The sequence below is a fragment of the Cellulomonas wangsupingiae genome, from assembly GCF_024508275.1.
Taxonomy (GTDB): Bacteria; Actinomycetota; Actinomycetes; order Actinomycetales; family Cellulomonadaceae; genus Cellulomonas; species Cellulomonas wangsupingiae.
In genome coordinates this window covers 3766432-3791804 of sequence record NZ_CP101989.1, presented here as the reverse complement: position 1 = coordinate 3791804, position 25373 = coordinate 3766432, and the positions used below count along the sequence as shown (strand labels likewise).

Sequence of the window (25373 nt, the reverse complement as noted above, 5' to 3'; positions counted from 1 at the left end):
GAGCCCTCGTTCCGGCTCTCGGCACCTACACCTGGGCTGGCTCCCGGTGCCGGAACTTGGAGTACCGCCACGCCATCGCCTCGACGTGCGGGTACGGCGCTCCCGGGCGGAGCCGGAGCGTCGTCAGCCGAAGGTCAGCGGGTTGCAAGCGGGGGTCGAGCTCGATCGTTCCGTTCGCCGGGTTGAGCGCCCACAGTCCTGCGTCGAATGCACGGTGCAGGGTCGCTGTCAGGAGGATCCCGTTGCGCTCGTCATCGGGGCCACCGTCTGCCACCGGGATGACGTGCGCCGCGTCGAGCACTTCCTTCACGGGCACTCCGCTGATCGCGCAGCGCGCCTCGTAGCGGTGGAGAACGCGGTAGGTGAAGTGGGCATCCCGCTCGGCTTTGTTCGTCGTCACGGTCGTGCGGCGCCGTTGGGTGTGGCGAGCGAACGGTCGTTGGGGATCCGGCTCGACCACGAGTGGCGGAGGTGGCTGCGGGGCAAACTCGAAGAGAAAGCTCTGAGCGGGGTCGTCGGAGGCCGTCACCCAGGCGAGGCGGACCCGACGGAGCGTCCCAACGTTCTCAATGACGAACAGCGGCATCGGCGCCGCGAGTAGTGCCGTTACGGCGTTGATCTCTGCGCGGTCGCGTCCTGCGGCGCGGCGGGTCATCGGGAAGCTGTAGATCATCCGCTCGACGCCGGACTGGTCGGAGTAGTGCCGACCTGTCGACAGGACGCTGACGGCAAGTCCGGTGGGCGCGAGGATCCGGGTGCGCGCCTTGTCGACGTAGATGCCCTGACCGCCGCCGTACACCCCACGGGCGCGTAGCCACTGGGGCGGCACAAGCCCGTCGTGCTTCTGGACCTCGTCCCAGACGCTCATGCGCCACACCAGCTCGTCGCCCGTCGACCATGCGCGAAGGGAGAGCACGCGGAACCCCGCTGCCTCGAGCAGCGGACGACGAGTGCTCGTGCGGAAGGGGCGCTCGCTGGCTGACGTCGCGGCCTCCAAAGCCGCTTCGAGTGCGTCGGCGTCGTACCGGCGACCGCGCGCAACCACCACGTGGTCGCCGAGGGTCGGGGTGCTCCTCGCGTCGTACTCATCGAGGATGTGGTCGAGGAGGTCGGCTAGCACTGGACCGTGCCCCCCGGGCGCAGCTGCACAGCAAGACTCACGACGTGGAGCTCATCAGGTTCATCCTGCACAAGCAATGACCACCGAGGATCTTCATCCGCCTGCGGCGGCATCCGTGCCTCCGGCTGCCGAGCGCGGTCTGCGGTGATACCCGGCGCGATGATCCGCCGTGAGTTAGGAGATACCCATGACCGTCGCCCCCCTCGGCTCCGCCGTGGGCGACGCCCTCGGCGCCGGCTACGAGTTCGGCCCCCCGCTGACCGACGGCCAGCCCGTCCACATGGCCGGCGGTTGGGCGTTCGGATGGGAGCCGGGGGAGTGGACCGACGACACGTCGATGGCCGTCCCGATCGCGCAGGTGCTCGCGGACGGCGGCTCGCTGGAGGACCTGGCGTCGCTCGACCGCATCGTCGCCGCATGGGCCGGCTGGGCGGAGACCGCGACAGACGTCGGCGCGCAGACCAGCGCCCTGCTCGACGCGCTCGCGGAGCTCGTCGTGCGGGCGGTCGACGCTCAGGCGCGCTGAGGCAGCCGCGCCACCCCTCACCCCGGGTTCAGCTGCGCGAACAACGCCTCGAGCTCCGTCCGCAGCGCCGCGACCCGCGCCTCCTCCGCCGCGACCTCCCCGGCGCTCACCTGCAGCGCGGCGGACCGGGCCGCGAGCTCCGCCTCGTCCCGGGCGAGCAGGGCGCGTGCGTCGGCGATCAGCTCGGCAGCCGGCGCCTCCGGCAGCGGGGTGCCGTCGCGCCAGGTCCACGAGAGCAGCGAGCGGGCGCGCTCGGAGGCGGACAGCCCGGCGAGGCGGGCCTCCTCCTCCTCGATCGTCGTGCGGTACTGCGCGAGGGCCGCCGTGTCGGCCTCGAACTGGGCGGTCGCCAGCTGCTGGTCGTAACGCCGTTGGTTGAGCGCCTCGTGCGCGGCGGTGACCTCCGCCGACATGGTGTCGATCTGCTGCTCGAACGCGGTGTGGACGGCCACCAGCGCCTCGCGGTCCGCGATGAACCGGGCGTACATCGCCTCGAGCGCCGGGTCGAACCCGCCCGGCTGCCACACCTGGCTGCCGAGGTACGCGAACAGCTCCGTCGGCCGGTTCTCCGGGTACGTCCCCACCGAGCCGGCAAGCTGGGTGTGCAGGTCGTCGGCGGGGTCGATGCCCGCGACGACGGCCTCGAGCAGGGGACCGGCGGCGGTCCGCTCGTCCGGGGTGAGCTCGTTCCACGCGGCGTGCAGCAGCTCGTGCGCGGCCGTCTCGACGACGAACCCGTGCAGCCGCGGATCCGCCGGTTGGTAGATGACGATGCGCCCGCCGGTCTCCAGCCCACCGGCGGTGCTGTGGTAGCAGCCGACGGCTCCGCCCGTCTGGCCGACGGCGCCGTCGCCCCGGTCGCACCTGCCGGCGAACTCCGCGGCGCCCAGCAGCTCCGGCTCGGACATGTACAGCAGGTCCCGGCCCTCGTCGGTGAGGAACATCTCGGCGGCCAGCGCGGCGACCTCGGGCGTAGGGTCGGGGACGCGTCCGGCGATGATGCCGTCCAGCACCGGCGCGTCGACCTCGCGCAGCAGCCCCGGCAGCACCGCGGTGCTCACCCACCACCCGAGCGCGGCGACGACCGCGACCACGCCCAGCCGGCTCAGCAGGCTGCGCCGGCGCCGCGGCGGCGGGGGAGGTTCGGTCTCGTACCCTCGCCATCCCTGCGGGTCAGCCGCCTGCCCCGCCGCCTGGTCGGCGACCCACTGCGGGACGCGTCCCGTGGGGGAGCGGGGCAGGTCGTCGCTGGGCATGCTCATAGGGTCACAGATCGGCAGCGCGGGCGGGCAGCGGGAGGGATGTCGATCGCCCGGCCCGGCGGGATCGCCGGTCGTGCCCGCCGCGCCTCACACCAGCTCCGGCGGTATCCGTGAGGCGTCCGCGGCGGTGTTCCGTGACTCCTCCAGCTCGATGGCCAGGGCGTCGACCTGCGCGACGCGCGCCGGCAGCATGCCGCCGTCGGGGCGTCGTGCGGGGACGAGCACGAGCCGCACCGCCCCGGTCGTCACGAGCGCGACGGCGGGGTTGCCCGCCGACGCCGCACGTCCGATGGTCCGGCCGATCGTCGCCACCTGCGTCCACGGCAGTGTCGTCAGCGCGACGCGACCTCGCCACAGCTCGACGCCGGACGGCGACCACGCGAGCGTGAGCCGCGTGCCGCCCGGCATCCTGCCGGCCGTCACGCCGAGGTCCGCGAGGGCCGACGCCAGGTGCTCGTCCGCCCACACCGCGTGCGTGCGCCGCCCGGGCCGTGCCGACGCGGCCTCGCGCCGCGCGCGGTCGTCACGGCGCGCCTTCCACCAGAACCACCCGACGGGGCCCCCGACGACGACGACGAGCGCGAGCAGCGACCACACGGGCTCCGGGGACTTCGCGATCCAGTACCCGGCGAGGACGACCAGGGTGAGCACACCGACCGTCGTCAGGGCGGCACGCGCGGACTGCCAGGTCACGGTCTCTCCAGGGATCGTGCGGCGTGGCCAGGACGGGGCCGACGATACGACGAGGCCCGTCCGCCCGGGAAGGTGGAAGCCCGCGTCCTCGGCAGTTCACCCGCTCGTCGGGGTGGGTGTCCCGTCCTGCGCCGCCTGCCGAGCCTCACGCAGCAACGCGACCAGCCCCGCGACCTGCGCGGCGCTCGCGGGCAGCATGCCGCCGTCGGGTCGCCGCGTCGGTACCACGACGAGCCGCACCGGCTCGGGCGTGACCAGCTCGACGGCTGGGTTGCCGGTCGACGCCGCACGCCCGGTGGTCGGGGTGATCGTCCACACCTGCGCCCACGGCAGGCTCAACAGCACGGCCTCGCCGCGCCACAGCTCGACGCCCGACGCCGACCACGCGAACGTCAGCCGCGTGCCGCCTCGCACCTTGCGGTCCGGCGCACCCAGCTGTGCGAGCGACGCCCCGAGCGTCTCCTCCGCCCACACTGCGTGCGTGTGCCACCCGGGCCGTGCGGCGACGGTGCGTCGCCGCTTCCCGTCGTCGCGTCGGGACCACCACCACACCCCCGCCGCGATGGCGGCGACGAGCACGACGGCGACGAGCGCCGAGGGCCACCACGACCCCTCGGACGACACGGCCCGGCGCCACGACAGGGCCACGAGGACGAGCACGCCCACGATCTGCAGGGTGCGGCTGGTCGACTGCCGGTTCACATGTCCTCCTGGGCGGTGCGGGGCGTGGCGGGCTCGAGCACGCGGACCGACGACACGACGGTGTCGAACAGTCCGAGGAGCTCGTCGCGCAGGTCGACGAGCGGGCTGGAGAAGACGAGGTAGACGAGCTGGGCGCCGGGCGTCGGCTCGACCCAGTAGTCGGCGACGAGGGCGGGGACCTCGCGGTCACCCGTGAGGCCGGACGACGCACCGGTCGGCGGCCGCACCCGCCGGAGAACGGTCCCGGCCGGCCCCTCACCGAGGTCGAGCGTGTGCCCGGGTTCGTCGCTCGCGAGCACGCTGGTCATGGCGGCACGCCCCCGGGCGCCGAGGCTTCCCGGCACCCGATACACCGTGAGCGACGCGGGGACGGGCGGGGCGCCGCCGGTGCCCGCGGCCAGCGCCATGAGCACACCGCCCGCGCGGGCGGCCCGTTCGGTGCTCCACAGCAGCTCCTGCCGCATGGCGGCCTGCAACGGCGCGAGGTCCGGCACCCCGCCCAGCCGGCGCGCGACCAGCTCCTCGACGCAGGCGGTGCGCGCTGCGTCGTCCTCGAGGTCGAGGACGGCCCAGTCGTCGGGGAGGAGGACGGTGACTGTCCCGTCGCCGATCCCGCTCATGGCGACTCCAAGGTGACCTCGACGGCGTTCGCGATGTCCGTCGACATGTCGGCGAGCTGGTCGAAGTGGGCGATCGAGTCTGACGAGATGTGGCAGGCGACCGTTCGGTCGGTGCCTGGCGGGAGGATGAACCAGGTCCACTCCCGGTTGACCTGCCGCCGGAATCTCGGAGTGGTGTCGACGATGCGCAGCACCGCCTCTCCGGCGAGGACTCGGGACGGAAGAGCCGCAACATCGAGCAGACGCGTGCCCCGGGAGCGACCCACCTCGTTTCGAACGAAGGTCAGGAGGGTCTCGAGGTCCATCCGGCCCGACTCCGGGGCGTAGGCGATGCGGAGCGTCGCTGTTGCCAACGGCCTTCGGTACCCGGGGACTGGCGCCCAGATGCCGGCGAAGGTCGTGCCGGGGAATTCCTTGTCGATGGCGGAGTCGAAGGCTCGCACGGCCGCCACCACGGCTTCGGTCGTCGAGGTGTCATCTCCGAGCGCAGCCGCATTGGCTGCCGCCTGTGCGAGGTCGCCGTGAGTCCAGTGGATCCAGTCCTCTGGGAGTCCCCAGGCAACGGTCGAGATCCTGCGTGGTTCCATGTCCGGCGCTCCCTGCAGGTGTCGATCAGGCGTCATAGGTCGAGCCCGTCAGCGGGCGCGGGCGGAGGTGAGGAGGCCCGGTCGACGGCAGCTCGGCTCGTCGCAGTCAGTGCCATCGACGCGTCCCCGACGTAGAGCACGGTCGCGCCTCCTTCGAGGACCGTTCCGCGCACGGTGGGCCCGACGAGCGTCAGGAAAGCGACCGGCCGGAACGGGAACGCATCCCACAGCTGCGATCGGAGAACGTTGTTCTGCGCGACGAGGTCGCCGTGTCCCGCCAGCGCGAGCACCCGGTCCATGCCACGGGCCGACCTGACCTGTGCCCACGCCGTACTGATTCGACTGGCGATGTTGCCGGCGGCGAGAGTGTGCACCGAGGTTTCCGCGAGCGGAGCGGATGCCGGTTCACGTGAGAGAACTCTGAAGGCTCGGCTGACTGCTGATTGCGCCGCCTGCGACGTCGCGGCGCGCGCTGACGCGTCGAACGCGTCCACCGCCCGGGCGAGAACCCGCCCCGCCCCGAACGACGCGAGCCCCACCACCCCCATGGCGACGTTGAACCAGTCCTCTCCGTCGCCGCTCTTCAGGGCCAGCGCGAGGTCCGCGACGAGCGTCACGGTGCCCGCGACCACGGCCGCCGCCATGATGACCTGGCCGACGACGGGTACCCAGCCGAGCAGCAGCGAGGCGACGCCGAGGCCGGCGCTGATGTTCCCCGCCCACGTCGACACGGTCTGCGCGACGTCCGCACCCCAGTCCTCCCACCACCCGTCGTGGAGGGTGTCGTCCATGCCGGTGTCGAGCTCGTCCATGGCACGCGCGGCGGCGGCGTCACGGCGTTCGACGGCTTCGTCGAGGGCGAGCCGGGCGCGCGTGAGGTCGATCTCGGCGTCGGAGCGTTCCGTGCGGGCGGTGGTCAGGGCGCGCTGCTGGGTCGTGGTGTCCTCGCCGAGGTCGGTGGCGTCCTCGAGCAGGGTCCGCGAGCGGCGGACGGCGTCCTCGGCGAGGTCCAGGGAGTGCTGTGCGGACCGGGCGGTGTGCAGGGCGTCGAGGGACTGGGTCTGGGCGAGGTCGAGCTGGATCGAGTACCGCACCAGGGCGTCGCCCGCGGCGTCATACCTGGCGTGCGCCCGGCGGATGCGGTCGGCGACGGCGTGGGTGCGGTCGCGGATCGCGTCGACCGCTTCGGAGACTGCGTCCTGGGCGTCGACCAATGCGCGCAGGACCCGCTCGGCGTCGCCGATGGCGGTGGCGACCTGGCGGTAGTGGTCGCCAACGGAGCGGACGACCGCCGGGTCGCCGGGGACGGGGTCGCTGGATGCCAATGGGTACCAGGAGTACGGCCTGCTCACACGTCACCGCGCAGTGCTGCGGCGAACTCCGTGTCGATGCGCTCGAAGTTGTCGCCGATGCCGGTGCACGCGTCGGCGAGGCGGGCGATCTCCTCGAGCATCTCGGCACGGTGGCCGTCCCAACCGTGTGCGAAGTCCCGGACCTTGGCGGCCAGGCCCGGGTGCCCGACGGCCTCGGCGACGCCGTCGCTGGTCGCGTTGGCGTCCTCGAACTCGCGCGCCACGGTGCGCAGGTCGGTGCCGACGGCGATCAGCTCGTCGGTGCTCAGCCGCAGGTGCCCCATGGCCGGGGAACGTATCGGAAGAATCCGGACGCGCGGGGGCGTCGTCCACAGGTCCGAGGTGCCGCGGCTGGTGCTCGGCGATCAGCGCGACGTGGGGTAGCCGCGTGCGCACGGAGATCCGGCGCCGCCCGTGGCAAGGCGCGTCAGCAGTCTCGTCCCGTGGTGACGACGCTCACGGGCGCTGCCATGCCCGCCTGCCGGCCCGCTATCCACCGATCAGCGCCTATGGATGGATAACGCGCTGGCGAGCCCATCCCTCCCAAGGACGCGGGTGAGCCGGGGCGCACGTGGGTGCCGTGGCCGGCGGCGGCCGGGTCTCAGCAGTCCGGTGGCTTGGGCTTGTCGGTGCAGAGGTCGGAGACGAGGCGGCTGGTGCGTTCTTCGATGGTGAAGGGGTTGGTGGTGGCGGTGGTGGTGGCGGTGCCGTTGATGTCGCGCCAGGTGGGGTTGCCGTCGATCTGGTAGCGGCCGGTCCATTCGGCGGTGAGGGTGATGGCGGAGGTGCCGGGTTGTTCGTACTCGTGGAAGACGTCGTGGTCGGGGTAGGTGTGGCCGGGGGAGGTGGTGGTCAGGGTGTGGCCGTCGCCGTAGTCGTAGGTCCAGCGGGTGGGGGTGGCTTCGACGGTGATGCCGTAGCCGAGCAGGTCGGTGCGCAGGGTGATGGGTGCGGGGTCGGTGTAGGTGATGGTCTCGATGTTGATCAGGACCCACCCGCGGTCCGGTTGCATGGTCAGGGTCGGGGCGGGCAGGGGCAGGCGGCGGAAGTCCGCCTCGGTCAGCACGGGGAGCAGGTCGACGCCGCAACCGCCGGGGTCGATGTTGGTCCACTCGCTCCAGGCGGAGGCGGGGGTCGCGCGTTCGCGTCGCCACATCGGCATGACGACGGTGTCACCCTCCTCGCACTGCACGGGCGCCTGGGCCAGGTCCGCGCCGGTGGCGCAGGTGCCGTCGGCGAAGCCCATGACCCATGTCGCCGCGGCCTCGCGGCAGTACGGGGCGCGCTCGTACTCGACGAGTCGCTCCTCAGGCGGAAGTGCGCGCACGCGCTGGACGTCGCGTTCCCGGAGCCACGACAGGGCTTCGAATGCCTGAGTGTCGTCACTGACGCGGGCCTTGTTCCCCCGCTCCGGGGGTGCCGCCGACGCCTGCGGCGCCATGACGACGACGCCGATCACGAGAGCAACCGTGCCGCGCATCACGAGATGCTGCTGACGTCGACCGCGTCGACGGACCAGTCCGCGCCGGTCCACCGCATCGCGACCAGGCCGGTGAACCGGCCGCCTTCCGATGCCGCGACCGCCGCTCCGGATCCGTCCAGCTCTTGTGACGGGGCTTCGCTGAAGTGGACGAACACCGAGAAGAGCGCGCCGGCCTCGACCTCGTCGCTCTGTGCGTCGGTGATCTCGATGGCACCGCCCGTGACGCGGTGCCCGGCATCGGTCAGACGAGAGACATCGTCGCGCGTCTTGGAGCAGTAGATGCACGTCGGCGCGGCGAGCCTGTCCCACTCGGCGAGGTCGCCGGTCCAGTAGACGTACGGGTAGAGCTGGAGGAAGTACGTCGCGGTGTCCTGCGCACTGCCCGCGGTGGGTGAAGCTGCGTCACTGGGCGGTGATGGCGCCACGATCGCGTCTAGTGTCGTCGTCGACGCCGAGGGAGTCGGAGACGACGACGCGCCGGTCGCGGCGTTCGACTTCGTCGCCCCCGCCTCGGCGGGATCGGACCCGCCGGTGCACCCGGCAGCGAGCATCCCGATCAGCACCACCGCTGCAGCCGCGGACCACCTGCTTTGAGTGCGTACGCGCATGCCGGGAACCTACCGGTTCGTCCCATCCGTGGAGCAGCTCACAGCCACCCTGTGGACGACCCGGTCACCCCCCCACCCGCACCAGCCCTGTCTCGTACGCCACCACCACGGCCTGCACGCGGTCCCGCACCCCGAGCTTGGCGAGGATCCGCCCGACATGCGTCTTCACGGTCGCCTCGGACAGGAAAAGCCGGTCGGCGATCTCCGCGTTCGACAGCCCTTCGGCGACCTCGCGCAGCACCTCCACCTCGCGCGGGGTGAGCGCGGCGAGGCGGGGGTGCGGGGCCCCGGGATCGACGGCCTCGCCGGCCGCCGGCAGGTGCTCGGCGAACAGCTCGAGCATGCGCCGCGTGATCCGCGCGGACACCACCGCCTCGCCGGACGCGACGGTCCGCACGGCGGCGGCCAGCTCGGCGGGCGCCGCGTCCTTCAGCAGGAACCCGCTGGCCCCGGCGCGCAGCGCCGCGAACGCGTACTCGTCGAGGTCGAAGGTCGTGAGCACCAGGACGCGCACGTCGGGCTGCGCCTCGACGATGCGCGCGGTGGCGTCGATGCCGTTGACGCCGGGCATGCGCACGTCCATCAGCACCACGTCGGGACGCAGCGCGGCGGCCTGCTCGATCGCGGACTGCCCGTCCTGGGCCTCGCCGACGACCTCGAGGTCGTCGGCGCTCTCGATGAGCATGCGGAAGCCCATGCGGATGAGCGCCTGGTCGTCGACCAGCAGGACGCGGGTCATGCCTCTCCTTCGGTCGTCGGTGCAGCGGCGTGCGCCGCGGTGCCTGCCATGACGTCGGCGGGCTGCGGCAGCACCGCCCGCACGCGCCAGCCGGGCCCGTGCGGCCCGGCCTCGAGGGTCCCGCCGAACGCGGCGGCCCGCCCCGTCATCCCGACGACGCCCCGCCCGGACCCGGGGGAGGGAGCGACCTCGGTGCCCGGGCCGTGGTCGGTGACGACGACCTCGACCGCGTCGTCGCGCCGCCGCACGGCCACCTCGACGCCGGCGGTGCCGGGCGCGTGCCGCAGCGTGTTCGTCAGGGACTCCTGCACGATGCGGTAGACCGCGAGCTGCAGGGTCGCGTCGAGCGCGTCGAGCCCCGCGACGGCCAGGCCCGTGGTGCGCACCGGCAGGCCCGCGGTGCGGAAGCGGTCGACGAGGCGCGCGAGGTCCTCGACGCCGGGCTGCGGGGCCATCGGCACGGCGCCCGACGACGCGTCCTCGCCCGACGCGTCCTCAGCCGCAGGGCCCTGCGCCGCGTCCTGACGCCCGTCCCGGCCCGCGTCAGGCCCCGCGTGCAGCACCCCCAGGATCCGCCGCACGTCCTCCAGCGCCCCCCGTCCGGTGTCGACGAGCTCGTCGAGCGCGCGGCGCGCCTGGTCGGGTGACCGGTCGAGCGCCGCGGCGGCGCCCCCGCCCAGCGCGACCATCACGGTGATGGAGTGCGCGATGACGTCGTGCATCTCCCGGGCGACGCGGGCGCGCTCGGTGGCGTCGGTGACGCGGGCCCGCTGCTCCTCCTCGGCGGCGCGCGCGGCGGCGGCCTCGGCGAGCGCGGCGGTCCGCAGCCGGGCGGTGCGCACGAGCGTGCCGAACGCGATGCCGAGCAGCGCGAGCACCACGACGGGCAGGACGGTGACGACCCATGACGGCGGCAGCGCCTCGCCCAGCAGGCCGGGCAGGTGGAAGCGGCTGACGGGGTCCGTCTCGTCGGGGCCGTCGCCCGCCGCGAGGGCCCCGACGAGCGCGACGCGCGGTGCGACGCGTGCGGCGACGAGGACGGGGACGACGACGGCGGTGGCGACGGCCCACGTCGTGCGGGGGGTCCGCGCGACGGCGACGGCGAACAGCGTGGCCGCGATCGCGAGCTCGTACCCGTTGGCGGCCCCGGCGACGACGAGCGTCACGATCGCGAGCGCCCCGGTCAGGCCCGCGACGAGCACCGGACGGCGGTGCCGCGCGAGCAGGACGGCCGCACCGACGAACGTCAGGAGCACCGAGCCGACAGCCATCGCGTCGGCCTGCTGCTGCCCGACGTACCGGCTGAGCACGTACATCGACTCGGCGCCCACGGCGAAGACGACACCCCACGTCAGGAACACCCCGACCAGCGCGATCGTGCCCAGCACCCGCAGCCACGCGCGCGCGGGTGCGATGCGGTGCACGAAGCGGTCGGCGAGCCGCGTGACCAGGCGCCCGCGACGGGCGGGCACGGTGGCCCGCCCGTCGTGCGTCGTGTCGCTCATCTGCGCATCCTCCCAGGTCACGGGTCAGGCGTCCCGACGGCGCAGCAGCACCGCTGCGACGGTGAGCGTCACGGCGACCCACACGAGCAGCACCCCGTACCCGCCCCACGGGGTCAGGGTCGTGACACCCGAGCCCGTGACGATCGACCCGAGGGAGTCGGACGTGACCAGCCGTGCGCCCGCTGCCGTCGGCAGGTACGCGGCGAACTGCTGCAGCGGCTCGAACGGGATGTACGCGAACGCGGGCTCGACGACGAACACGAGCCCCAGCACCGACGTGATGCCGGCGGCCGCGCTGCGGATGATCGAGCCGATGCCGAACGCGAGGGCCGCCATGGCAGCCAGGTACAGGGGCACGCCGAGCATGAGGCGCACGTGCTCGGCGTCGGTGAGGTCGACGGTCATGCCGATCTCGTCGAACCACGGCGCGGCCGCGGCCCACCCGGTGAGCACGCCGACGGTCGACGTCGCGAGGACGACGCCGACGACGACGGTCAGCTTCGCCCACAGCGCCGGCAGCCGCGTCGGTGCGGCGACGAGCGTGGAGCGGATCTGGCCGGTGCGGTACTCCCCGGTGACCGCGACGACCGCCAGACCGCACAGGACGAGCAGCGCGAGGGTGACCCCGGAGGTCACGTACGCGGGCCCGACGAAGGAGCCGGGGGGCGCCTGGTCCGCGATCGTCGCGATGCTCGAGGACCGCATCGCGGCGAGCAGGGGGAAGAACGCGAGCGCGAGGGCGAGCGCCCACCACGTCGAGCGCAGCGAGCGCAGCTTCACCCACTCGGAGGCGACGAGCCGGGGGAACGTCACCGGCTGCAGCGGCGTCCGGGGACGTGTGCGGGCGGCGGGGGTGGGAGAGAAGGACGTGGTGCTCATCGGGGTGCTCCTGCCGTGTTCCGGGTGCGGGGGCCGGCGGTCGTGGAGCGGTACTCCACGTCGTCGCCGGTGAGCTGCAGGTACGCGTCCTCGAGGGACGCCTGGACGGGCGCGAGCTCGTGCAGCACGACACCCGCGCTCGCGGCCGCGGCGGCGACCTGGGGGGCGGTGGCACCGCTGATGTCCAGCAGGTCCGGGCCGGTCGACGTCAGCTCGACGCCGGGTGCGGTGGCCAGCAGCGCGGCGAGGCGTCGCACGTCCGGCGTGCGGACCCGCACCAGCGGCGGACCGGCCAGGGCCACGACGTCCGCGACGGGTGCGTCGGCGACGACCCTGCCGCGCCCGATGACGATCAGGTGGTCCGCCGTCAGTGCCATCTCCGACATGAGGTGCGACGACAGGAAGACGGTGCGCCCCTCGGCGGCCAGGCCACGCAGCAGGGTGCGCACCCACAGGACCCCCTCGGGGTCCAGGCCGTTGACGGGTTCGTCGAGGATGAGCGTCTGCGGGTCGCCCAGCAGGGCCGCCGCGATGCCGAGGCGCTGCCCCATGCCGAGGGAGAACTGCCCCGCACGCTTGCGGGCGACGGGGCCCAGGCCCGTCAGCTCGATGACCTCGTCGACACGCCGTCGGCCGATGCCGTGCGTCAGGGCCTGCGCCAGCAGGTGCTCCCGGGCGGGACGCCCGCCGTGCACGGCCTTGGCGTCGAGCAGCACGCCGACCTCTCCCAGCGGCGCGCGGTGCTGCGCGTACGGCCTGCCGTTGACGATGACACGGCCCGAGCTGGGGTGGTCGAGCCCCACGATCATGCGCATGGTCGTGGACTTGCCCGCGCCGTTCGGCCCCAGGAAGCCGGTGACCTTGCCGGGCTGGACCGTGAACGTCATGGCATCGACGACCGTCTTGTCGCCGTACCGCTTGGTCAGACCATCGGCCTGGATCATGCGTCCTCCTCGTTCGGGTGTGACTCGAACCTACGGAGGGGCCCGCGGCACCGGGACGCCCGTGAGGACCATCTGCCGGGGCCGTCGGCATACGCCGTGAGGATGACTTCGGCCACCGCAGGGGGTGTGACCTTCGTCCCTGGTCAGAGGGCTCATGCGGGCCGGTCGGGTGGCCGATGGGCCTCTGGTCCAGCCGCTCCGACGACATGCAGAGGTGACCACCAGCATGAGCACGAACGACTCCGGGATGGTTCCGCCACCCCCGGGCCAGACGGGCCCGGCCGGCCCTCCGCCGGCACCCGCGCCGCCCGCACCGGACCTGGTGGCTCCCGCCCCGGGCTCGGCGCCGCACGGCACGTCCGCCCCGCAGCCCTCCGCCCAGGAGCCGCACGCCGCCCCCGCGGCGCCGGCCTTCGGCTCTCCGGCGGCGTCCCCCTTCGGCGCGCCCGCGCCCGGCGCGCCCGCTCCCCAGCAGTACGGCGGTCACCCGTCGGTCCCGACGCTCCCGCCGCACGCCGCGTACGGCCCCGGCCCGGGTGGCGCCCAGGCGGGCCAGAAGAAGGGCCTCGTCATCGCGGCCCTCGTCGTCTCGATCGTCGCCCTGCTGCTGAGCTGGGTGCCGTTCGTCAACTACTTCGCCGCGTTCCTCGCGGTCGTCGGCCTCGTGCTCGGCATCATCGGGCTGGTCGGCGCCGTGCGCCACGGCCGGCCGGGCAAGGGCATGGCCATCGCGGCGGTCGCCGTCTCGGTCGTGTCGCTGCTGGTCGTCGTGCTCACGGGCATCGCCTACAGCCTCGTGATCGACGAGGTCGTGGGCGGCCTCGAGGAGAGCGCGGCGCAGCTCGAGACGCAGACGGACGAGCCCGCCGTCGCCGACGACGAGCAGGACGCCCCCGCTGCCGGTGGGTCCGCCGTCGCCGACCTCGGGGTCGTCGAGGCCGCGTTCGGGCAGAGCTCGTACGACCCCTCGACGTGGTGGTACGTGATCATCGTCGAGAACCCGAACCCCGAGCACGCCCTGCGCTTCGCCGGGTTCGACATCGAGGCGGTCGGAGCCGACGGCCTGATCCTCGACACGGGCTCGAACTACGTGGACGTGCTGCCGGGGCGCACCGCCCTGACGGGCATGTTCACCAAGGTCGGCACCCACACGATCGACCACCTCGAGGTCCGCGGCCCCGACATCGCCGAGGCGGAGCACGAGCCCGACCTGGGCGCGTTCACGGTCACGGACGTGGCGGGGACGAGCGACGAGTGGTCGACGACGGTCGGCGGCACGCTCTCGGGCACGTTCGCCGAGGAGCTCACCAGCGTGCGGATCGAGGTCGTGGTCCGTGACGCGGCCGGGCAGATCGTCGGGTCCGACAGCACGTACGTCGACCGGCTGCCGGCCGGCGGCCAGGCGCGGTTCGAGGCCATGTTCCTCGACCCGCTGCCCGAGGGCACGACGTTCGAGGTCTTCGCGCAGCTGTGACGGGCGCGCCCGTGCGACGGGGCGCACCGCGCGACAGCCGTCGCGCGGCGTGGCACCATCGGTGCCCACCGATGTGAGGGAGGTCACCGATGTCCGTCCCCGACGACACCGTCACCCCGACGCCCGACGAGGTCCCCGACCCGGTCGACGCCACGGCCCCGCGGGCCAAGCCGGCACCGGGTGAGGACGAGGACGCGCAGCCGGCCGAGCAGGGCACGATCCTGCCGATCCCGGGCAACCGGGCCAGCGGCGGCTTCGCCTGACACGTCCGGCACGACGACGGTGGCGCCCCCTGAGGGCGCCACCGTCTCGTCGTCCCGGGACGGGCTCAGGCGCGGCGCCGCAGCGCGAGCGCCGCCCCGACGAGCGCGGCCACCGCCCACGCGAGCAGCACGACGAGCGAGCGTGCCGGCATCGCGAACACGTCCTGCGCGAGCCCGGCGCGCATCAGCTGCGCCATCGGCTCGATCGGCAGCCACTCGTGCGCCGACTGCAGCCACGCGGGCATGCGCTCGGACGGGTAGGACACCGGCGAGAACAGCATGACGATGAACACCAGCGCCTGCGTCAGCAGCATCGCGAGCTGCGGCGGCAGCAGCGTGGCCATCGCGTAGCCGACGGCGGCGGCCGTCAGCGACACCAGCACGGTCGCGGGCGCGAACCAGGGGGCGACCGACAGGTCGACGTCGAACCGCAGGATGCCCGCCACGATCCCCAGCGCCATGCCCGGGAGCGCGATGAGGGTCCACACCAGCAGGTCGGACAGCAGGAACCCGACGCGCGGCACGGGCAGCGTCCGCATCCAGTCGAGCGACCCCTCGATCCGTGACTGCCCCACCATCTGCGGCACCATGACGAGCCCGATGGTGATGAGCGTGACGGTGGGTGCGCCGGTGGCCAGGTACAGCGCGACGACGGGGTCCGGGTCGCCGACGAGCAACCCGTACCCGACGACTGTCGCGACCGCCATGAACACCTGGACGACGACCATGAGCGGCAGGAACTGCGCCTGCCGGCGCAGCTGCCACTGCGCGAGCAGCAGGGTCTGCTGCGCACCTTCGGCGATCGCGGTCATGCGACCCGCACCTCCTGCTCCTGTCCCGCACCGACGAGCTGCACGTACACGTCCTCGAGGGACGCCGGGGCCAGCGCGTAGCGCTCGAGCCGCCCCGAGTCGACCTCGCCCTGCGCCCACCGCACGACGTCGGAGGCCGCGTCGGCCGGGACGGTCGCGGTGGCGCGCAGGTGCCCGCCGGCCGCACCCGTCGCAGCGGGGTGCCAGCGCACGGCCTCGCCGGGCGCCGTGTCGACCTCGATCGTCAGGCTCCCGCGCAGGCGGGAGGTCAGGCCGGCGGGGGTGTCGGCGGCAATGACGACGCCCTTGTCGAGCACTGCGAGGTGGTCGACGACGCGTTCGGCCTCGCGCACGTTGTGGGTGACCAGCAGGACACCGTGACCGGCGTCCGCCAGGCCGCGGATCTGCTGCCACAGCAGGCGCCGGCGCACGGGGTCGACGTCGTTGGTCGGCTCGTCGAGGACCACGAGGCGCCCCGGGTGCACCGCGGTCATGGCGAACGCGGTGAGGCGGGCGACGCCGCCGGACACCTTCTCGGCCGGGGTGTCGGCCCACGGGCCGAGGTCGAGCGCGTCGAGGAGGTCCCCGGCGCGGCGGCGGACGTCGGCCGGCGCGGCGCCGCGGATGCGCCCGACGAGCTCGACGGCCCGGCGGGGTGTCAGGCCGCTGATGGGGACGTTGGCCTGGGCCTGGATCGATACGAGACGTCGGGCCTGGTCGGGGTGCGCGACGGCGTCGACGCCCGTCACGGTGATCGTGCCCGCGTCGGGCCGGACGAGGCCGACCACCTGGTGCACGAGCGTCGTCTTGCCCGCGCCGTTGTGGCCGAGCAGGCCCACGACCTGGCCGGCCGCGACGTCGAGGTCGATGCCGTCGTTCGCCTGCACGCCGCGCCGTCCGCGGTACCGCTTGCGCAGCCCGCGCACGGTGAGCACCTCTGCCGGTCCCATGTCGCCTCCAACCAGATACCGATGAGTACATCCGCGACAGTACGGCTAAATACCGCCTGGTATCAACCGTTCGGTATATCGGCGCGTATCCTGGAGGCATGCCCGACGACCGCGATCCCCTCGGCGCGGCGAGCCGCGCGCTCGCCGACGCCGCCGCGCAGCTCAGCCGTGCGCTCGGCGCGCAGGCCCGCAACGCCGTCCCCGAGGTCAGCGAGGCCATCGCGCACGGCCTGCGCGAGGCCGCACGCGGGATCGCCGACGCCTCCGAGTCGCTCGCCGGATCGTCCGACGACACCGAGCAGCGTCGCCGCCGCAAGGTGGACCGCACCCGTGCCGACCTGCTCGACGCGGCGGCGCGGGTCTTCGCCGCCCGCGGCTTCGAGGGCGCGTCCGTCGACGACGTCGCGGCCGAGGCCGGCTACACCAAGGGCGCCGTGTACTCGCACTTCGGCTCGAAGCGGGAGCTGTTCCTCGCGGTGGCGCGCGACCGGCTCGCCGATGCACAGGAGCCGTCGGGCCCGGTGCTGCCGGGGGTGGGCGCCGACGGGGTCGACGTCGCTGCCCTGACGGACGCGCTCACCCGCAGCGCCGACGACCCCCGGCTGCTGCTCGCCGTCGAGTTCCTCGCCTACGCGCTGCGCCACCCGGGGGAGTCCGCCGAGCTGGCGGCGGTCTACGCCCGCGCGTTCGAGGCACTCGTCGAGCACGTCGCCGGCCTGCGTCGCGCCCGCGACGCACGTGACGGTCGCGCGTCGGACCCCGGCACCACGCAGGACGACCGCGACGCGGCTCTCGGCGTCGTCGCCGTCGTCAACTTCGCCCCGCTCGGCGCCCGGCTGCTCGGCGACGAGCACATCACCACGGCGTCCGGGGCGCGCCTGATCGCCAGGCTCCTCGCCTGACCGACGCGGACCGGGACCCCCGGCCCTGGCCTCCACCGCTCCCGCACGCCAGGATCGGCCCGTCGGCGACACGGGCAGGGGGCCACGATGGGTCGGTTCGCACAGTGGCAGGCGACGCGCCTGCGGCGGCACTACGCGGGTGGACGCGGGGACGCGTTCGCGCGCCTCGCCGCCCGCTTCTACGCCGCGCTGCACGGGACGTGGCTGACGCCCCGGCGCTGGGTGACCCTCGAGGTCCCCGGCCGACGCACCGGCAACCTCACGCGGTTCCCGCTCGGCATGGCCGACGTCGACGGGCACTGGTACCTGGTGTCGATGCTGGGGGAGTGCGCGTGGGTCTGGAACGTGCGGGCCGCCGACGGGCACGCCGTGCTGCGGCACGGCCGGGCGCGGCCGGTGCGGCTCGTCGAGGTACCCGTCGAGGAGCGGGCGCCCATGATCCGTCGGCTGGTGCAGGTGGCGCCCGGGGCGCGGCCGCACGTGCGCGTCGACCGGGCTGAGCCCGTCGCCGCGTTCGAGGCCGTCGCCGCCGACCACCCCGTCTTCCGGGTCCTGCCCGCGACACCGTAGGGCGGGTCGTCGGGGCGTGCCGCCTGGCGTCGCGGCGACGTGTGGGCGACGATGCGCAGCGGTGCCGACGACGCCGCCGCGTGGCCCGACCGACCGCGCCCGATCGCCCCGGCGGCACCCCAGGAGGCCCTCGTTGTCCGGACCCGACGTCCCCCTCGCTCCGCCCGTGCGTGCCGGTGACCCGGCCACGCGCCTCGACGGCCTGCCGGTCACCCGCCGCCACGTCCGGCTGCTCCTGGGGTCCGGCGTCGGCTGGACGTTCGACGCGATGGACGTCGGGCTCATCTCGTTCGTCATCGCGCAGCTCGCCGTCGTGTGGGGCACCGACGCGACGGCCCTGGGGTGGGTGGCGTCCGCGGGGTTCGTCGGCATGGCCGTGGGGGCGGCGCTCGGCGGGTTGCTGGCGGACCGCATCGGCCGGCGCCAGGTCTTCGCGCTGACGCTGCTCGTGTACGGCGTCGCGACCGGTGCGTCGGCGCTCGCGGGCAGCGTCGCGGTGCTCATGGTGCTGCGGTTCGTCGTGGGGCTGGGGCTCGGGGCCGAGCTGCCGGTCGCGTCCACGCTGGTCAGCGAGTTCGCGCCGCCGCGGATCCGCGGCCGCGCGGTCGTGGTCCTCGAGTCGTTCTGGGCCGTCGGCTGGATCCTCGCCGCGCTCGTGGGGTACCTCGTCGTGCCGTCCGGGGAGAACGGGTGGCGGTGGGCGCTCGCGCTCGGTGCGCTGCCCGCCGTGTACGCCGTCGTGGTGCGCCGTGGGCTGCCGGAGTCGGTGCGCTTCCTGCAGGCGCGCGGCCGGCACGCCGAGGCCGACCGTGTCGTGGCCGAGCTCGAGGCGTCACGGGCCGTCGGCCACGGCGGACTGACCGGCGCGCAGGTGCGTGACGGCGGCCGGAGCGACGGGGCGGGGGCGGGCGGCCCGGTGGCCGCAACCGCCGTCGAGACCGGCGCCGACGCCGCGGTCGCGCCCGCCGTCGAGACCGCGGCCGACGCCCCGGCCGCGGGTGGCCGCCCGCGACTGGCCGAGCTGTGGGCGCCGACGCTGCGCCGACGCACGGCTGCCCTGTGGCTCGTGTGGTTCGCCGTGAACTTCTCGTACTACGGCGCGTTCATCTGGCTGCCGTCGCTGCTGGCGGCCGACGGGCACACGCTCGTCCGGTCGTTCGAGTACACGCTGATCATCACGCTCGGCCAGCTGCCGGGGTACGCCGCGGCGGCCGTGCTCGTCGAGACGTGGGGCCGGCGACGCACCCTGGCCGCGTTCCTCGCCGGGTCGGCGCTCGCGGCGGGCCTGTTCGCGGCCGCGTCGGGCGACGCGCAGATCGTCGGTGCCGGGCTGCTGCTGTCGTTCTTCAACCTCGGGGCGTGGGGCGCGCTGTACGCCGTGACGCCCGAGCTGTACCCGACGCGCGTGCGGACCACGGGCGCGGGGTGGGCCGCCGGCATCGGGCGCACGGCGTCCGTGCTCGCGCCGCTCGCCGTGCCGCAGCTGCGCGAGGCGGGCGGCACGGGGCTGCTGTTCACGGTGTTCGCCGCGGTCTTCGTCGTGGCGGCCCTGGGTGCCCTGGCGCTCCCGGAGCGCACGGGCGAGACGCTCACCTGACGCGTCCGCCTGACGCGTCCGCCGCGAGCGCGGTACTCGACCATCGAGCGCGGGGGAAACGAGTACCGCGCTCGGCGGCCGTGTGCCGCGCTCGGCGGCTGGGGGAGGTAGGGGTCAGCGGCGCTTCTGCTTGTCGAGCTGGTCCTTCGCGGCGTCGACGATGCGGTCGACCTTCGCGTCCGTCGCCGGGTCCGTGCGCGTCTTGACCGCGTCGGCCGCCTTGTCCAGCGCGTCCTTCGCCTGCTCCTCGCGCCCGGCCAGCGCGCCCTTGGCCTTCTTCACCATGTCGTCGAGACCCATCGGTCCCCTCCGTCCGCTCCGCCGGGCGCCGACGGACCGGCGCCCGGACACAGTGTGCGTCCGCCCGCCGCGGACGGCGACCCGCCGCCGGCAGCGTGTGCCACGTCATGCGCCGCGACCCTCACGCAGATGGGTGAACGTGCCGATCAGCAGGGACGTGACGACACCAGAGGGACCCCCGCCGGGGTGGTACGACGACGGGGTGACCCCGGACGTCCAGCGTTGGTTCGACGGGACGGACTGGACCGAGCACACCCGGCCGCTGCCGGAGTCCGTCCTGCGGCAGGCGCGGGCGAGGTCCGCGACGCCCGAGGCGACGCGCCGAGCGGGCGGCGGCGCTGCGCACGCGGCCACCGGGTCGTGGGCAGGGGCGTCGGGCACCGTGTGGCTGCCCGCCGAGCCGTCCGACGAGATGGTCCCCGAGCCGGAGCCGGACGCGATGACCCCCGGCTGGTGGGGGCCGGGCGGCGCGAGCCCGTCCCTGGGACGGTCCCGCTTCGGGACGCTCTAGCCGCGGCCGTCGCCGGCGTCAGTCGCCGCGCTCGACCCTGCCGATCCTGTCGTCGGATCCCTCGCCGCCCGCGGTGACATGGCTGACGTCGGTGCCGTCGGCCTGCTCGACGTGCGCCGTCGGCTCGGGTGCGCCCTGGTCCTCCTCGTCGGTCCAGACGATGTCGTCCGGGTACTCCCCGTCGACGACCGCGGTGACCTCGGCCGTGCCCGCCGGGGGGACGTCGGCCGGCTCCTCGGGGTCGAGGGCGCCCGCGTCGGCGTCGGCGTCCTGCGGGCTCTGCGCGGCGTCGAGGTCCCGCGCGACGCGGTCGTCCTCCGTCGCGCCGTCCGGCGCGGCGTCCACGTCGTCGGCGACGGTGTCGTCCGGCGCGTCCTCGACGTCGTGCCGGAGCGCCTCGCTGCGGGCCTCGAGCTCGTCGCGCTGCTGCGCGATGGCCTCGCGGATGCGGTCGGCCTGCGTCGCGAGCTCCGTGCGCACGTGCTCGACGCTCGCGTCGACGGCCGCCCGCGCCTCGGCGTCGATCCGCTCGAACTCCTGCGCCAGCGCCTGCTCCTCGGTGCGCAGCGACCTGCGTACGCGCTCGAACTCCTCGTCCACGCCCATGGTTCCTCCGCCTCGTCGTCGTGCCGTCGCGCCGTGGTGGCCCACGGGCCGGCGCCATGCCCGACGCTACGTGCCCACGGGCGGCGCCACGACCGAGCGGGTGGTCAGTCCCACGAACGCGCCGAGCCGTTCGAGCGACTCGGGGCGGTGCGGCAGGGTCCGCGTGAGCCGCGAGGAGCGGACGACGAAGGCCGCCCACTGCCCGCGGGACACCGCGACGTTCAGCCGGTTGCGGTCGAGCAGGAAGTCGAGGCCGCGGGGCACGTGCGCCGGCGACGACGCGGCGGTCGTGACCAGCACGACCGGTGCCTCCTGGCCCTGGAACCTGTCGACCGTCCCGACGCGCGTGCCGGTGAACCCGGCCGCGTCGAGCGCCTGCCGGACCGTCCAGACCTGGGCGTTGTAGGCGGCGACCACGAGCACGTCCTGCGGCGCCAGGGCCCGCTCGGGCTGCGGGGCGCGCGGGTCGCGCCACGTGCGCCCGACGAGGTCGGCGACGAGCCGTACGACGACGTCCGCCTCCTGCGGGGAGGCGACGGCGTTGCCGTCGTGGTCGACGAGGACGCCGTGCACGCCGGGCGGCACGCCGTCGAGCGAGCGGTCCGCCGCGCAGGGGGCGGCGGTCAGGCGTCCCTCGTAGGCGAGCGTGGAGACCGCCTCGCACAGGACCGGGTGCAGCCGGTACGTCACGGGCAGGAAGTACCCGAGGTCGGCGGGCAGGGTGTCGTGCCCGTCCGTGAGCCAGCCGAGCGCGCTGCGGTCGACCGGCTCGGGGTGCGTGCCCTGGCTGACCTGCGGCAGCTGCTGCGGGTCGCCCAGGAGCAGGAGGTTGCGGGCTGCGCCGGCGACGGCGAACGTGTTCGCGAGGGCGAACTGGCCCGCCTCGTCCACGACGAGGAGGTCGAGCGGCGCGGCGGGCAGCCGCTTGGCGCTGACGAGGTCCCACGCGGTGCCGCCGAGCACGGCGCCGGCCCCCGGGGCACCGCCGCGGTGCGCCGCCCAGAAGGCCCCGAACCCCGCGTCCGGCACCCAGGTCCACGGGGCCGTCGGGTCGGCGGTGCGGCCGTCGGAGGAGCCCGGCGCCTTCTTGGCGATCGCGTCGGCCGGGACGCCCGCACCCGCGACGCCGCGCAGCATGTTCTCCACCACGGCGTGCGACTGCGCGACGACCCCCACGCGCCACCCGCGTACGACGAGCGCGGCGATGACGCGCGCGCCGGTGTACGTCTTGCCCGTCCCGGGCGGGCCCTGCACGGCGAGGTAGGAGTCGTCGAGGTCGAGCACGGCGCGCGTCAGGACGTCGACCAGGTCGTCGCCGGTCGGCAGCGGGCCGCCGGAGCGGGTGCGCGGCGGTGTGCGGCGCGCCAGGTCGAGGACGGCGGTGCGCGGCAGCGCCACGTCGGCGTCGTCGGGGACGGGGGTGCGCACCGCGGCGAGCACGTCCTCCGCGAGCCCGCGGATGGCCTCCCGCAGCGGGGCGGTGCCGATGGGACCCGACGGCGCGAGCGCCATCGGCAGCTCGGTGAACGGCGCCGACCCGCGCGGTCGGGTCTCGGCGACCAGCAGCACGTCGCGCACGCGGGACCCGTCCGCCTCGGCGGTGACGTCCAGCACCGTCATGCGCTCGCACCAGCCGCGCGGCGCGTCGACCGACCGCTTGACGCACTCCGGCAGCGGCGCGTCGTACAGGCCCACGGCCTGCGCACCTGGCCGCAGGTCGCTGCCCGGCTCCAGGCGGCCCGTCATGCGCAGCACGCGGCGCTCGACCTGCTTGCCGGGCGGCAGGTGCCAGTCCGTGACGACCTCGACGTCCCCCGGCCTGTCGGCCAGCAGCACGTTGCGCCGCTCGGTCCAGTCCGACGGGTGCGCGCCGAGCCGGTCGAAGTGGCCCCACCAGTACGGCTTGTCCTCCCGCTGGTGGTACCGCAGCGCGGCGCCGACCAGCGCGACGGCCTGCCGGCCCGGCGTGCGCACGACGCCCTCGCCGGGCCCGGGCCCCGCGACGGCGAGCAGGTCGTCCTCCACCGGGTCCGGCGCCGAGAGCTCCGCGGCGCGGGCCTCCGCCTCCGGGTCGAGCACGACGGCCCGGCACGGGGCCACGCCCACCTCGTCGAGCCGGGCCAGCAGCCAGTTGCGCAGGCCGAGCGTCGAGTCGCAGTCGTAGTGGTTGTAGACCTCGATGGACTTGATGCGCTCGGTCCAGTCGTCGAGGCGGCCCGCGTCACGGGCGGCGACGGCCTCGGCGTACTCCACGATCGAGTCGGCCGCGTTCGTCACGCCGTCGCCACGCCCCGTCGCCATGTACAGCGGCTCGAGCTTCTTCAGCGAGTAGGACCGCTGCCCGGTGCGCACGCCCGCCTTCACGGCGGCGTACAGGTCGACCAGCAGGCCCTCGCGCAGCATCGCGTCGACCTGGGCCTCGCCCTCGCCGTGGCGCGCGGCGAGGCGCCGCAGCGTCGACTTCTCGTACGCCGCGTAGTGGTAGACGTGCATGCCGGGGTGCTCCTGCCGGCGGCGCGCGAGGTAGGCGAGGAAGTCCCGCAGCGCGACGCGCTCGGCCGCGCGGTCGTGCGCCCAGAACGCGACGAACGGGGCCTCCGCACCGGGTGCGGGTGCGTTCTCCACGACGCCGAACAGGTACTCCAGGCCCCACGCGTCCGGCTCGCCCGCCATCGCCGCGTCGTACCACAGCGGGTCGCCCTCGAAGTCGAAGAAGATGTCGCCCGGGTCCGCCGGCGGCAGCAGCTCGGCGATCCGCTCGGGGTGCGTCACGGCCCAGGGGACGTCCGTGGGGTGCGTGGGATCGGGGTTGCGGCGTTCCTGCGCCAGCTGCAGGCGGGCCTGCAGCTGGGCCTTCTCGACGACCGCCGGGCTCAGTCCGTCGACCTCCAGGCCGTCCGGGGCGGCCGCGAGCGCGTCGATCGTGCCGATCCCGGCAGCCAGGAGGGCCGTGCGCTGGCGCTCGTAGACGCCCGCGACGAGCGTGACGTCGCGCCGCGCCTCGAGCTCGGCCGTGCACAGCGAGCACCTGCCGCACGCGGACCACCGGTCGTCGCCCCACGCGACGGGGCCGTCCTGCGCGCGGTGCGTGTCGAGGACCTCCTGCAGCCGTGCGCGCCGCTCCAGGTACACCGGGACGAGGTCGGCGACGGCGTGCCGCGTCACCGCACCGTCGCCGAGCACGAGCTGGACCTCGCGCGCCACCGGCAGGCCCGCGCGCACGAGCTGGTCGGCGTACGCGGCGACCTGCAGCAGCGCCGTCGGCTGGGCGTTGCGCGCCAGCTTGGCGTCGCGGACCGACCACGCGCCGTCGTCCTCGCGGACCAGGAAGTCCGCGCGGCCGACGAAGCGCCCGTCGAAGAACGCGGCCTGGTGCACGACGTCCGCCGAGGCGAGCCGGTCGGTGGTCGCGGCCTGCGCCGCCTCCAGGTGCGCGCGCACCGCGGGGTCGCCCGTGCCCGGCACCTGCGCGAGCCCGCCGCGCGCGCCCGGGTGCCACACGCCGTACTGCCGGACGAGCCCGCGCAGCACCCGCTGCTCGTGCTCGTCACCGAGGTGCGCGACGCGTGCGAGCACCACGTCCGCGTCCGGCTCGGCCGCCGGCCCGCGGCCCAGGTGCGCGTCGAGCGCACGCAGGACGGCGTACTCGCACTGCGCGGCGGACGTCAGGTCGCCGGCCGAGTACGTGAGGGTCGCGTCGTCGAGCAGGATCACACCGGCGAGGTTACGGCGCCCCGCCCACACCGGACGGCTCCCGGGATGCGCGCGGGCGCGCCATGGCCGACGGTGGACGCCGGGCGGCGCTCCCCGCCGCCGCGGGCCCCGGCCCGCGTTCCGAGCACCAGCAGGAGGACACATGGCCCGCACGGTCTCCGAGCTCATGACCACCCACCCCACCGTCGTCGAGGTCACCGACACGCTGCGCGCGGTGGCCGAGACCATGGCGACGCAGGACGTCGGCGCGCTCGTGGTCGCCGAGGACGGCGTCGTCACCGGCATCGTCACCGACCGCGACCTCGTGGTCCGGGGGCTCGCCACGGGCATCGGCCTGGACGCGCCGGTCGGTCAGCTGGCGACCGGCGACCCGCTCACCGTCGCCCCCGACGACGACCTCGTGGACGTCGTGCGGATCATGCGCGAGCAGGCGGTCCGGCGCGTGCCCGTCGTCGAGGGGGGCCAGGCCGTCGGCATCCTCAGCATCGGGGACCTCGCCGTGGCGCTCGACCCCGACTCGGCCCTGGCCGACATCTCCGAGGCGCCGCCGAACGACTGACCCGGCCCGCGCCCGCCGGCCACCGCCCGCACGGGGCGGTGGCCGGCGCCGTCCCGGTTCCACCCGCCGTCTCCGGATGCCGGGCGGCCGGCTTC

General features: G+C 74.6%; 27 protein-coding genes. 8 read left to right on the top strand and 19 right to left on the bottom strand.

The window, feature by feature from the left end:
• Window positions 1-25: 25 nt before the first annotated feature.
• Window positions 26-1120, bottom strand: a complete 1095-nt coding sequence (locus tag NP075_RS17450; protein WP_227563364.1) for an HNH endonuclease — start codon at window positions 1118-1120, stop codon at window positions 26-28.
• Between the two features lie 187 nt (window positions 1121-1307).
• On the opposite strand from NP075_RS17450, the gene NP075_RS17445 reads away from it, so the two are divergent.
• On the top strand, window positions 1308-1646 hold the full coding sequence (locus NP075_RS17445) for an ADP-ribosylglycohydrolase family protein (RefSeq protein WP_227563363.1): 339 nt from the start codon (window positions 1308-1310) through the stop codon (window positions 1644-1646).
• 17 nt (window positions 1647-1663) lie between these two features.
• On the opposite strand, the gene NP075_RS17440 is transcribed toward NP075_RS17445, so the two are convergent.
• From NP075_RS17440 to NP075_RS17380, 13 genes are all read right to left on the bottom strand, one after another.
• Entirely contained in the window at window positions 1664-2902 is a 1239-nt protein-coding gene (locus NP075_RS17440; protein WP_227563362.1) for a hypothetical protein, read from the bottom strand.
• A gap of 93 nt (window positions 2903-2995) precedes the next feature.
• Entirely contained in the window at window positions 2996-3601 is a 606-nt protein-coding gene (locus NP075_RS17435) for a hypothetical protein (protein ID WP_227563361.1), read from the bottom strand.
• A gap of 96 nt (window positions 3602-3697) precedes the next feature.
• Window positions 3698-4303, bottom strand: coding sequence for a hypothetical protein (locus NP075_RS17430; protein ID WP_227563360.1), 606 nt, complete (start codon window positions 4301-4303; stop codon window positions 3698-3700).
• On the bottom strand, window positions 4300-4923 hold the full coding sequence (locus NP075_RS17425) for a hypothetical protein (RefSeq protein ID WP_227563359.1): 624 nt from the start codon (window positions 4921-4923) through the stop codon (window positions 4300-4302). The genes NP075_RS17430 and NP075_RS17425 overlap by 4 nt, the downstream gene beginning before the upstream one ends.
• Entirely contained in the window at window positions 4920-5510 is a 591-nt protein-coding gene (locus tag NP075_RS17420; protein ID WP_227563358.1) for a hypothetical protein, read from the bottom strand. Before NP075_RS17420 ends, NP075_RS17425 begins: the two co-directional genes overlap by 4 nt.
• A gap of 32 nt (window positions 5511-5542) precedes the next feature.
• On the bottom strand, window positions 5543-6862 hold the full coding sequence (locus tag NP075_RS17415) for a putative T7SS-secreted protein (protein WP_227563357.1): 1320 nt from the start codon (window positions 6860-6862) through the stop codon (window positions 5543-5545).
• Complete coding sequence (locus NP075_RS17410; protein ID WP_227563356.1) at window positions 6859-7146, bottom strand: hypothetical protein; 288 nt, start codon at window positions 7144-7146, stop codon at window positions 6859-6861. Before NP075_RS17410 ends, NP075_RS17415 begins: the two co-directional genes overlap by 4 nt.
• A gap of 317 nt (window positions 7147-7463) precedes the next feature.
• On the bottom strand, window positions 7464-8342 hold the full coding sequence (locus tag NP075_RS17405) for a PKD domain-containing protein (protein ID WP_256791282.1): 879 nt from the start codon (window positions 8340-8342) through the stop codon (window positions 7464-7466).
• Entirely contained in the window at window positions 8342-8911 is a 570-nt protein-coding gene (locus NP075_RS17400) for a DUF6318 family protein (protein ID WP_256791281.1), read from the bottom strand. The genes NP075_RS17405 and NP075_RS17400 overlap by 1 nt, the downstream gene beginning before the upstream one ends.
• Before the next feature lie 106 nt (window positions 8912-9017).
• Window positions 9018-9692 (bottom strand): response regulator, encoded by a 675-nt coding sequence (locus tag NP075_RS17395; protein WP_227565977.1) that lies wholly within the window; start codon window positions 9690-9692, stop codon window positions 9018-9020.
• Window positions 9689-11197 carry a sensor histidine kinase gene (locus tag NP075_RS17390; RefSeq protein ID WP_227565975.1) on the bottom strand — a complete coding sequence of 503 codons (1509 nt, stop codon included), beginning with the start codon at window positions 11195-11197 and terminating at the stop codon, window positions 9689-9691. Before NP075_RS17390 ends, NP075_RS17395 begins: the two co-directional genes overlap by 4 nt.
• 24 nt (window positions 11198-11221) lie before the next feature.
• Window positions 11222-12076, bottom strand: coding sequence for an ABC transporter permease (locus tag NP075_RS17385; protein ID WP_227565974.1), 855 nt, complete (start codon window positions 12074-12076; stop codon window positions 11222-11224).
• Window positions 12073-13020 (bottom strand): ABC transporter ATP-binding protein, encoded by a 948-nt coding sequence (locus NP075_RS17380; RefSeq protein ID WP_227565973.1) that lies wholly within the window; start codon window positions 13018-13020, stop codon window positions 12073-12075. Before NP075_RS17380 ends, NP075_RS17385 begins: the two co-directional genes overlap by 4 nt.
• A 226-nt stretch (window positions 13021-13246) precedes the next feature.
• On the opposite strand from NP075_RS17380, the gene NP075_RS17375 reads away from it, so the two are divergent.
• Together NP075_RS17375 and NP075_RS17370 are read left to right on the top strand one after the other, a co-directional pair.
• Window positions 13247-14494, top strand: a complete 1248-nt coding sequence (locus tag NP075_RS17375) for an FxLYD domain-containing protein (RefSeq protein WP_227565972.1) — start codon at window positions 13247-13249, stop codon at window positions 14492-14494.
• 89 nt (window positions 14495-14583) lie between these two features.
• Window positions 14584-14757 (top strand): hypothetical protein, encoded by a 174-nt coding sequence (locus tag NP075_RS17370; RefSeq protein ID WP_227565971.1) that lies wholly within the window; start codon window positions 14584-14586, stop codon window positions 14755-14757.
• Between the two features lie 65 nt (window positions 14758-14822).
• Here NP075_RS17370 and NP075_RS17365 read toward each other — a convergent pair whose 3' ends face one another.
• Window positions 14823-15569 (bottom strand): ABC transporter permease, encoded by a 747-nt coding sequence (locus NP075_RS17365; RefSeq protein ID WP_227565970.1) that lies wholly within the window; start codon window positions 15567-15569, stop codon window positions 14823-14825.
• Window positions 15566-16519, bottom strand: a complete 954-nt coding sequence (locus tag NP075_RS17360) for an ABC transporter ATP-binding protein (protein WP_227565969.1) — start codon at window positions 16517-16519, stop codon at window positions 15566-15568. The genes NP075_RS17365 and NP075_RS17360 overlap by 4 nt, the downstream gene beginning before the upstream one ends.
• Window positions 16520-16617: 98 nt before the next feature.
• Between NP075_RS17360 and NP075_RS17355 the strand changes: the two genes are divergently transcribed.
• From NP075_RS17355 to NP075_RS17345, 3 genes are all read left to right on the top strand, one after another.
• Window positions 16618-17421 (top strand): TetR/AcrR family transcriptional regulator, encoded by an 804-nt coding sequence (locus NP075_RS17355; protein ID WP_227565968.1) that lies wholly within the window; start codon window positions 16618-16620, stop codon window positions 17419-17421.
• 87 nt (window positions 17422-17508) lie between these two features.
• Complete coding sequence (locus NP075_RS17350) at window positions 17509-17991, top strand: nitroreductase/quinone reductase family protein (RefSeq protein ID WP_227565966.1); 483 nt, start codon at window positions 17509-17511, stop codon at window positions 17989-17991.
• 133 nt (window positions 17992-18124) lie between these two features.
• Entirely contained in the window at window positions 18125-19588 is a 1464-nt protein-coding gene (locus NP075_RS17345; protein ID WP_227565964.1) for an MFS transporter, read from the top strand.
• A 114-nt stretch (window positions 19589-19702) separates the two neighbouring features.
• Here the strand turns inward: NP075_RS17345 and NP075_RS17340 are convergent, their stop codons facing one another.
• On the bottom strand, window positions 19703-19888 hold the full coding sequence (locus NP075_RS17340) for an antitoxin (RefSeq protein ID WP_227565963.1): 186 nt from the start codon (window positions 19886-19888) through the stop codon (window positions 19703-19705).
• Between NP075_RS17340 and NP075_RS17335 the strand changes: the two genes are divergently transcribed.
• Window positions 19872-20399 (top strand): DUF2510 domain-containing protein, encoded by a 528-nt coding sequence (locus NP075_RS17335; protein WP_227565962.1) that lies wholly within the window; start codon window positions 19872-19874, stop codon window positions 20397-20399. The genes NP075_RS17340 and NP075_RS17335 overlap by 17 nt on opposite strands.
• Before the next feature lie 18 nt (window positions 20400-20417).
• Here the strand turns inward: NP075_RS17335 and NP075_RS17330 are convergent, their stop codons facing one another.
• Together NP075_RS17330 and NP075_RS17325 are read right to left on the bottom strand one after the other, a co-directional pair.
• A complete protein-coding gene (locus NP075_RS17330; protein WP_227565960.1) occupies window positions 20418-21005 on the bottom strand; it encodes a hypothetical protein in 588 nt (195 codons plus the stop codon).
• 66 nt (window positions 21006-21071) lie between these two features.
• Window positions 21072-24719 carry a TM0106 family RecB-like putative nuclease gene (locus NP075_RS17325; RefSeq protein WP_227565958.1) on the bottom strand — a complete coding sequence of 1216 codons (3648 nt, stop codon included), beginning with the start codon at window positions 24717-24719 and terminating at the stop codon, window positions 21072-21074.
• 142 nt (window positions 24720-24861) lie between these two features.
• On the opposite strand from NP075_RS17325, the gene NP075_RS17320 reads away from it, so the two are divergent.
• Window positions 24862-25278, top strand: coding sequence for a CBS domain-containing protein (locus tag NP075_RS17320; protein ID WP_227565956.1), 417 nt, complete (start codon window positions 24862-24864; stop codon window positions 25276-25278).
• Window positions 25279-25373 lie beyond the last annotated feature (95 nt).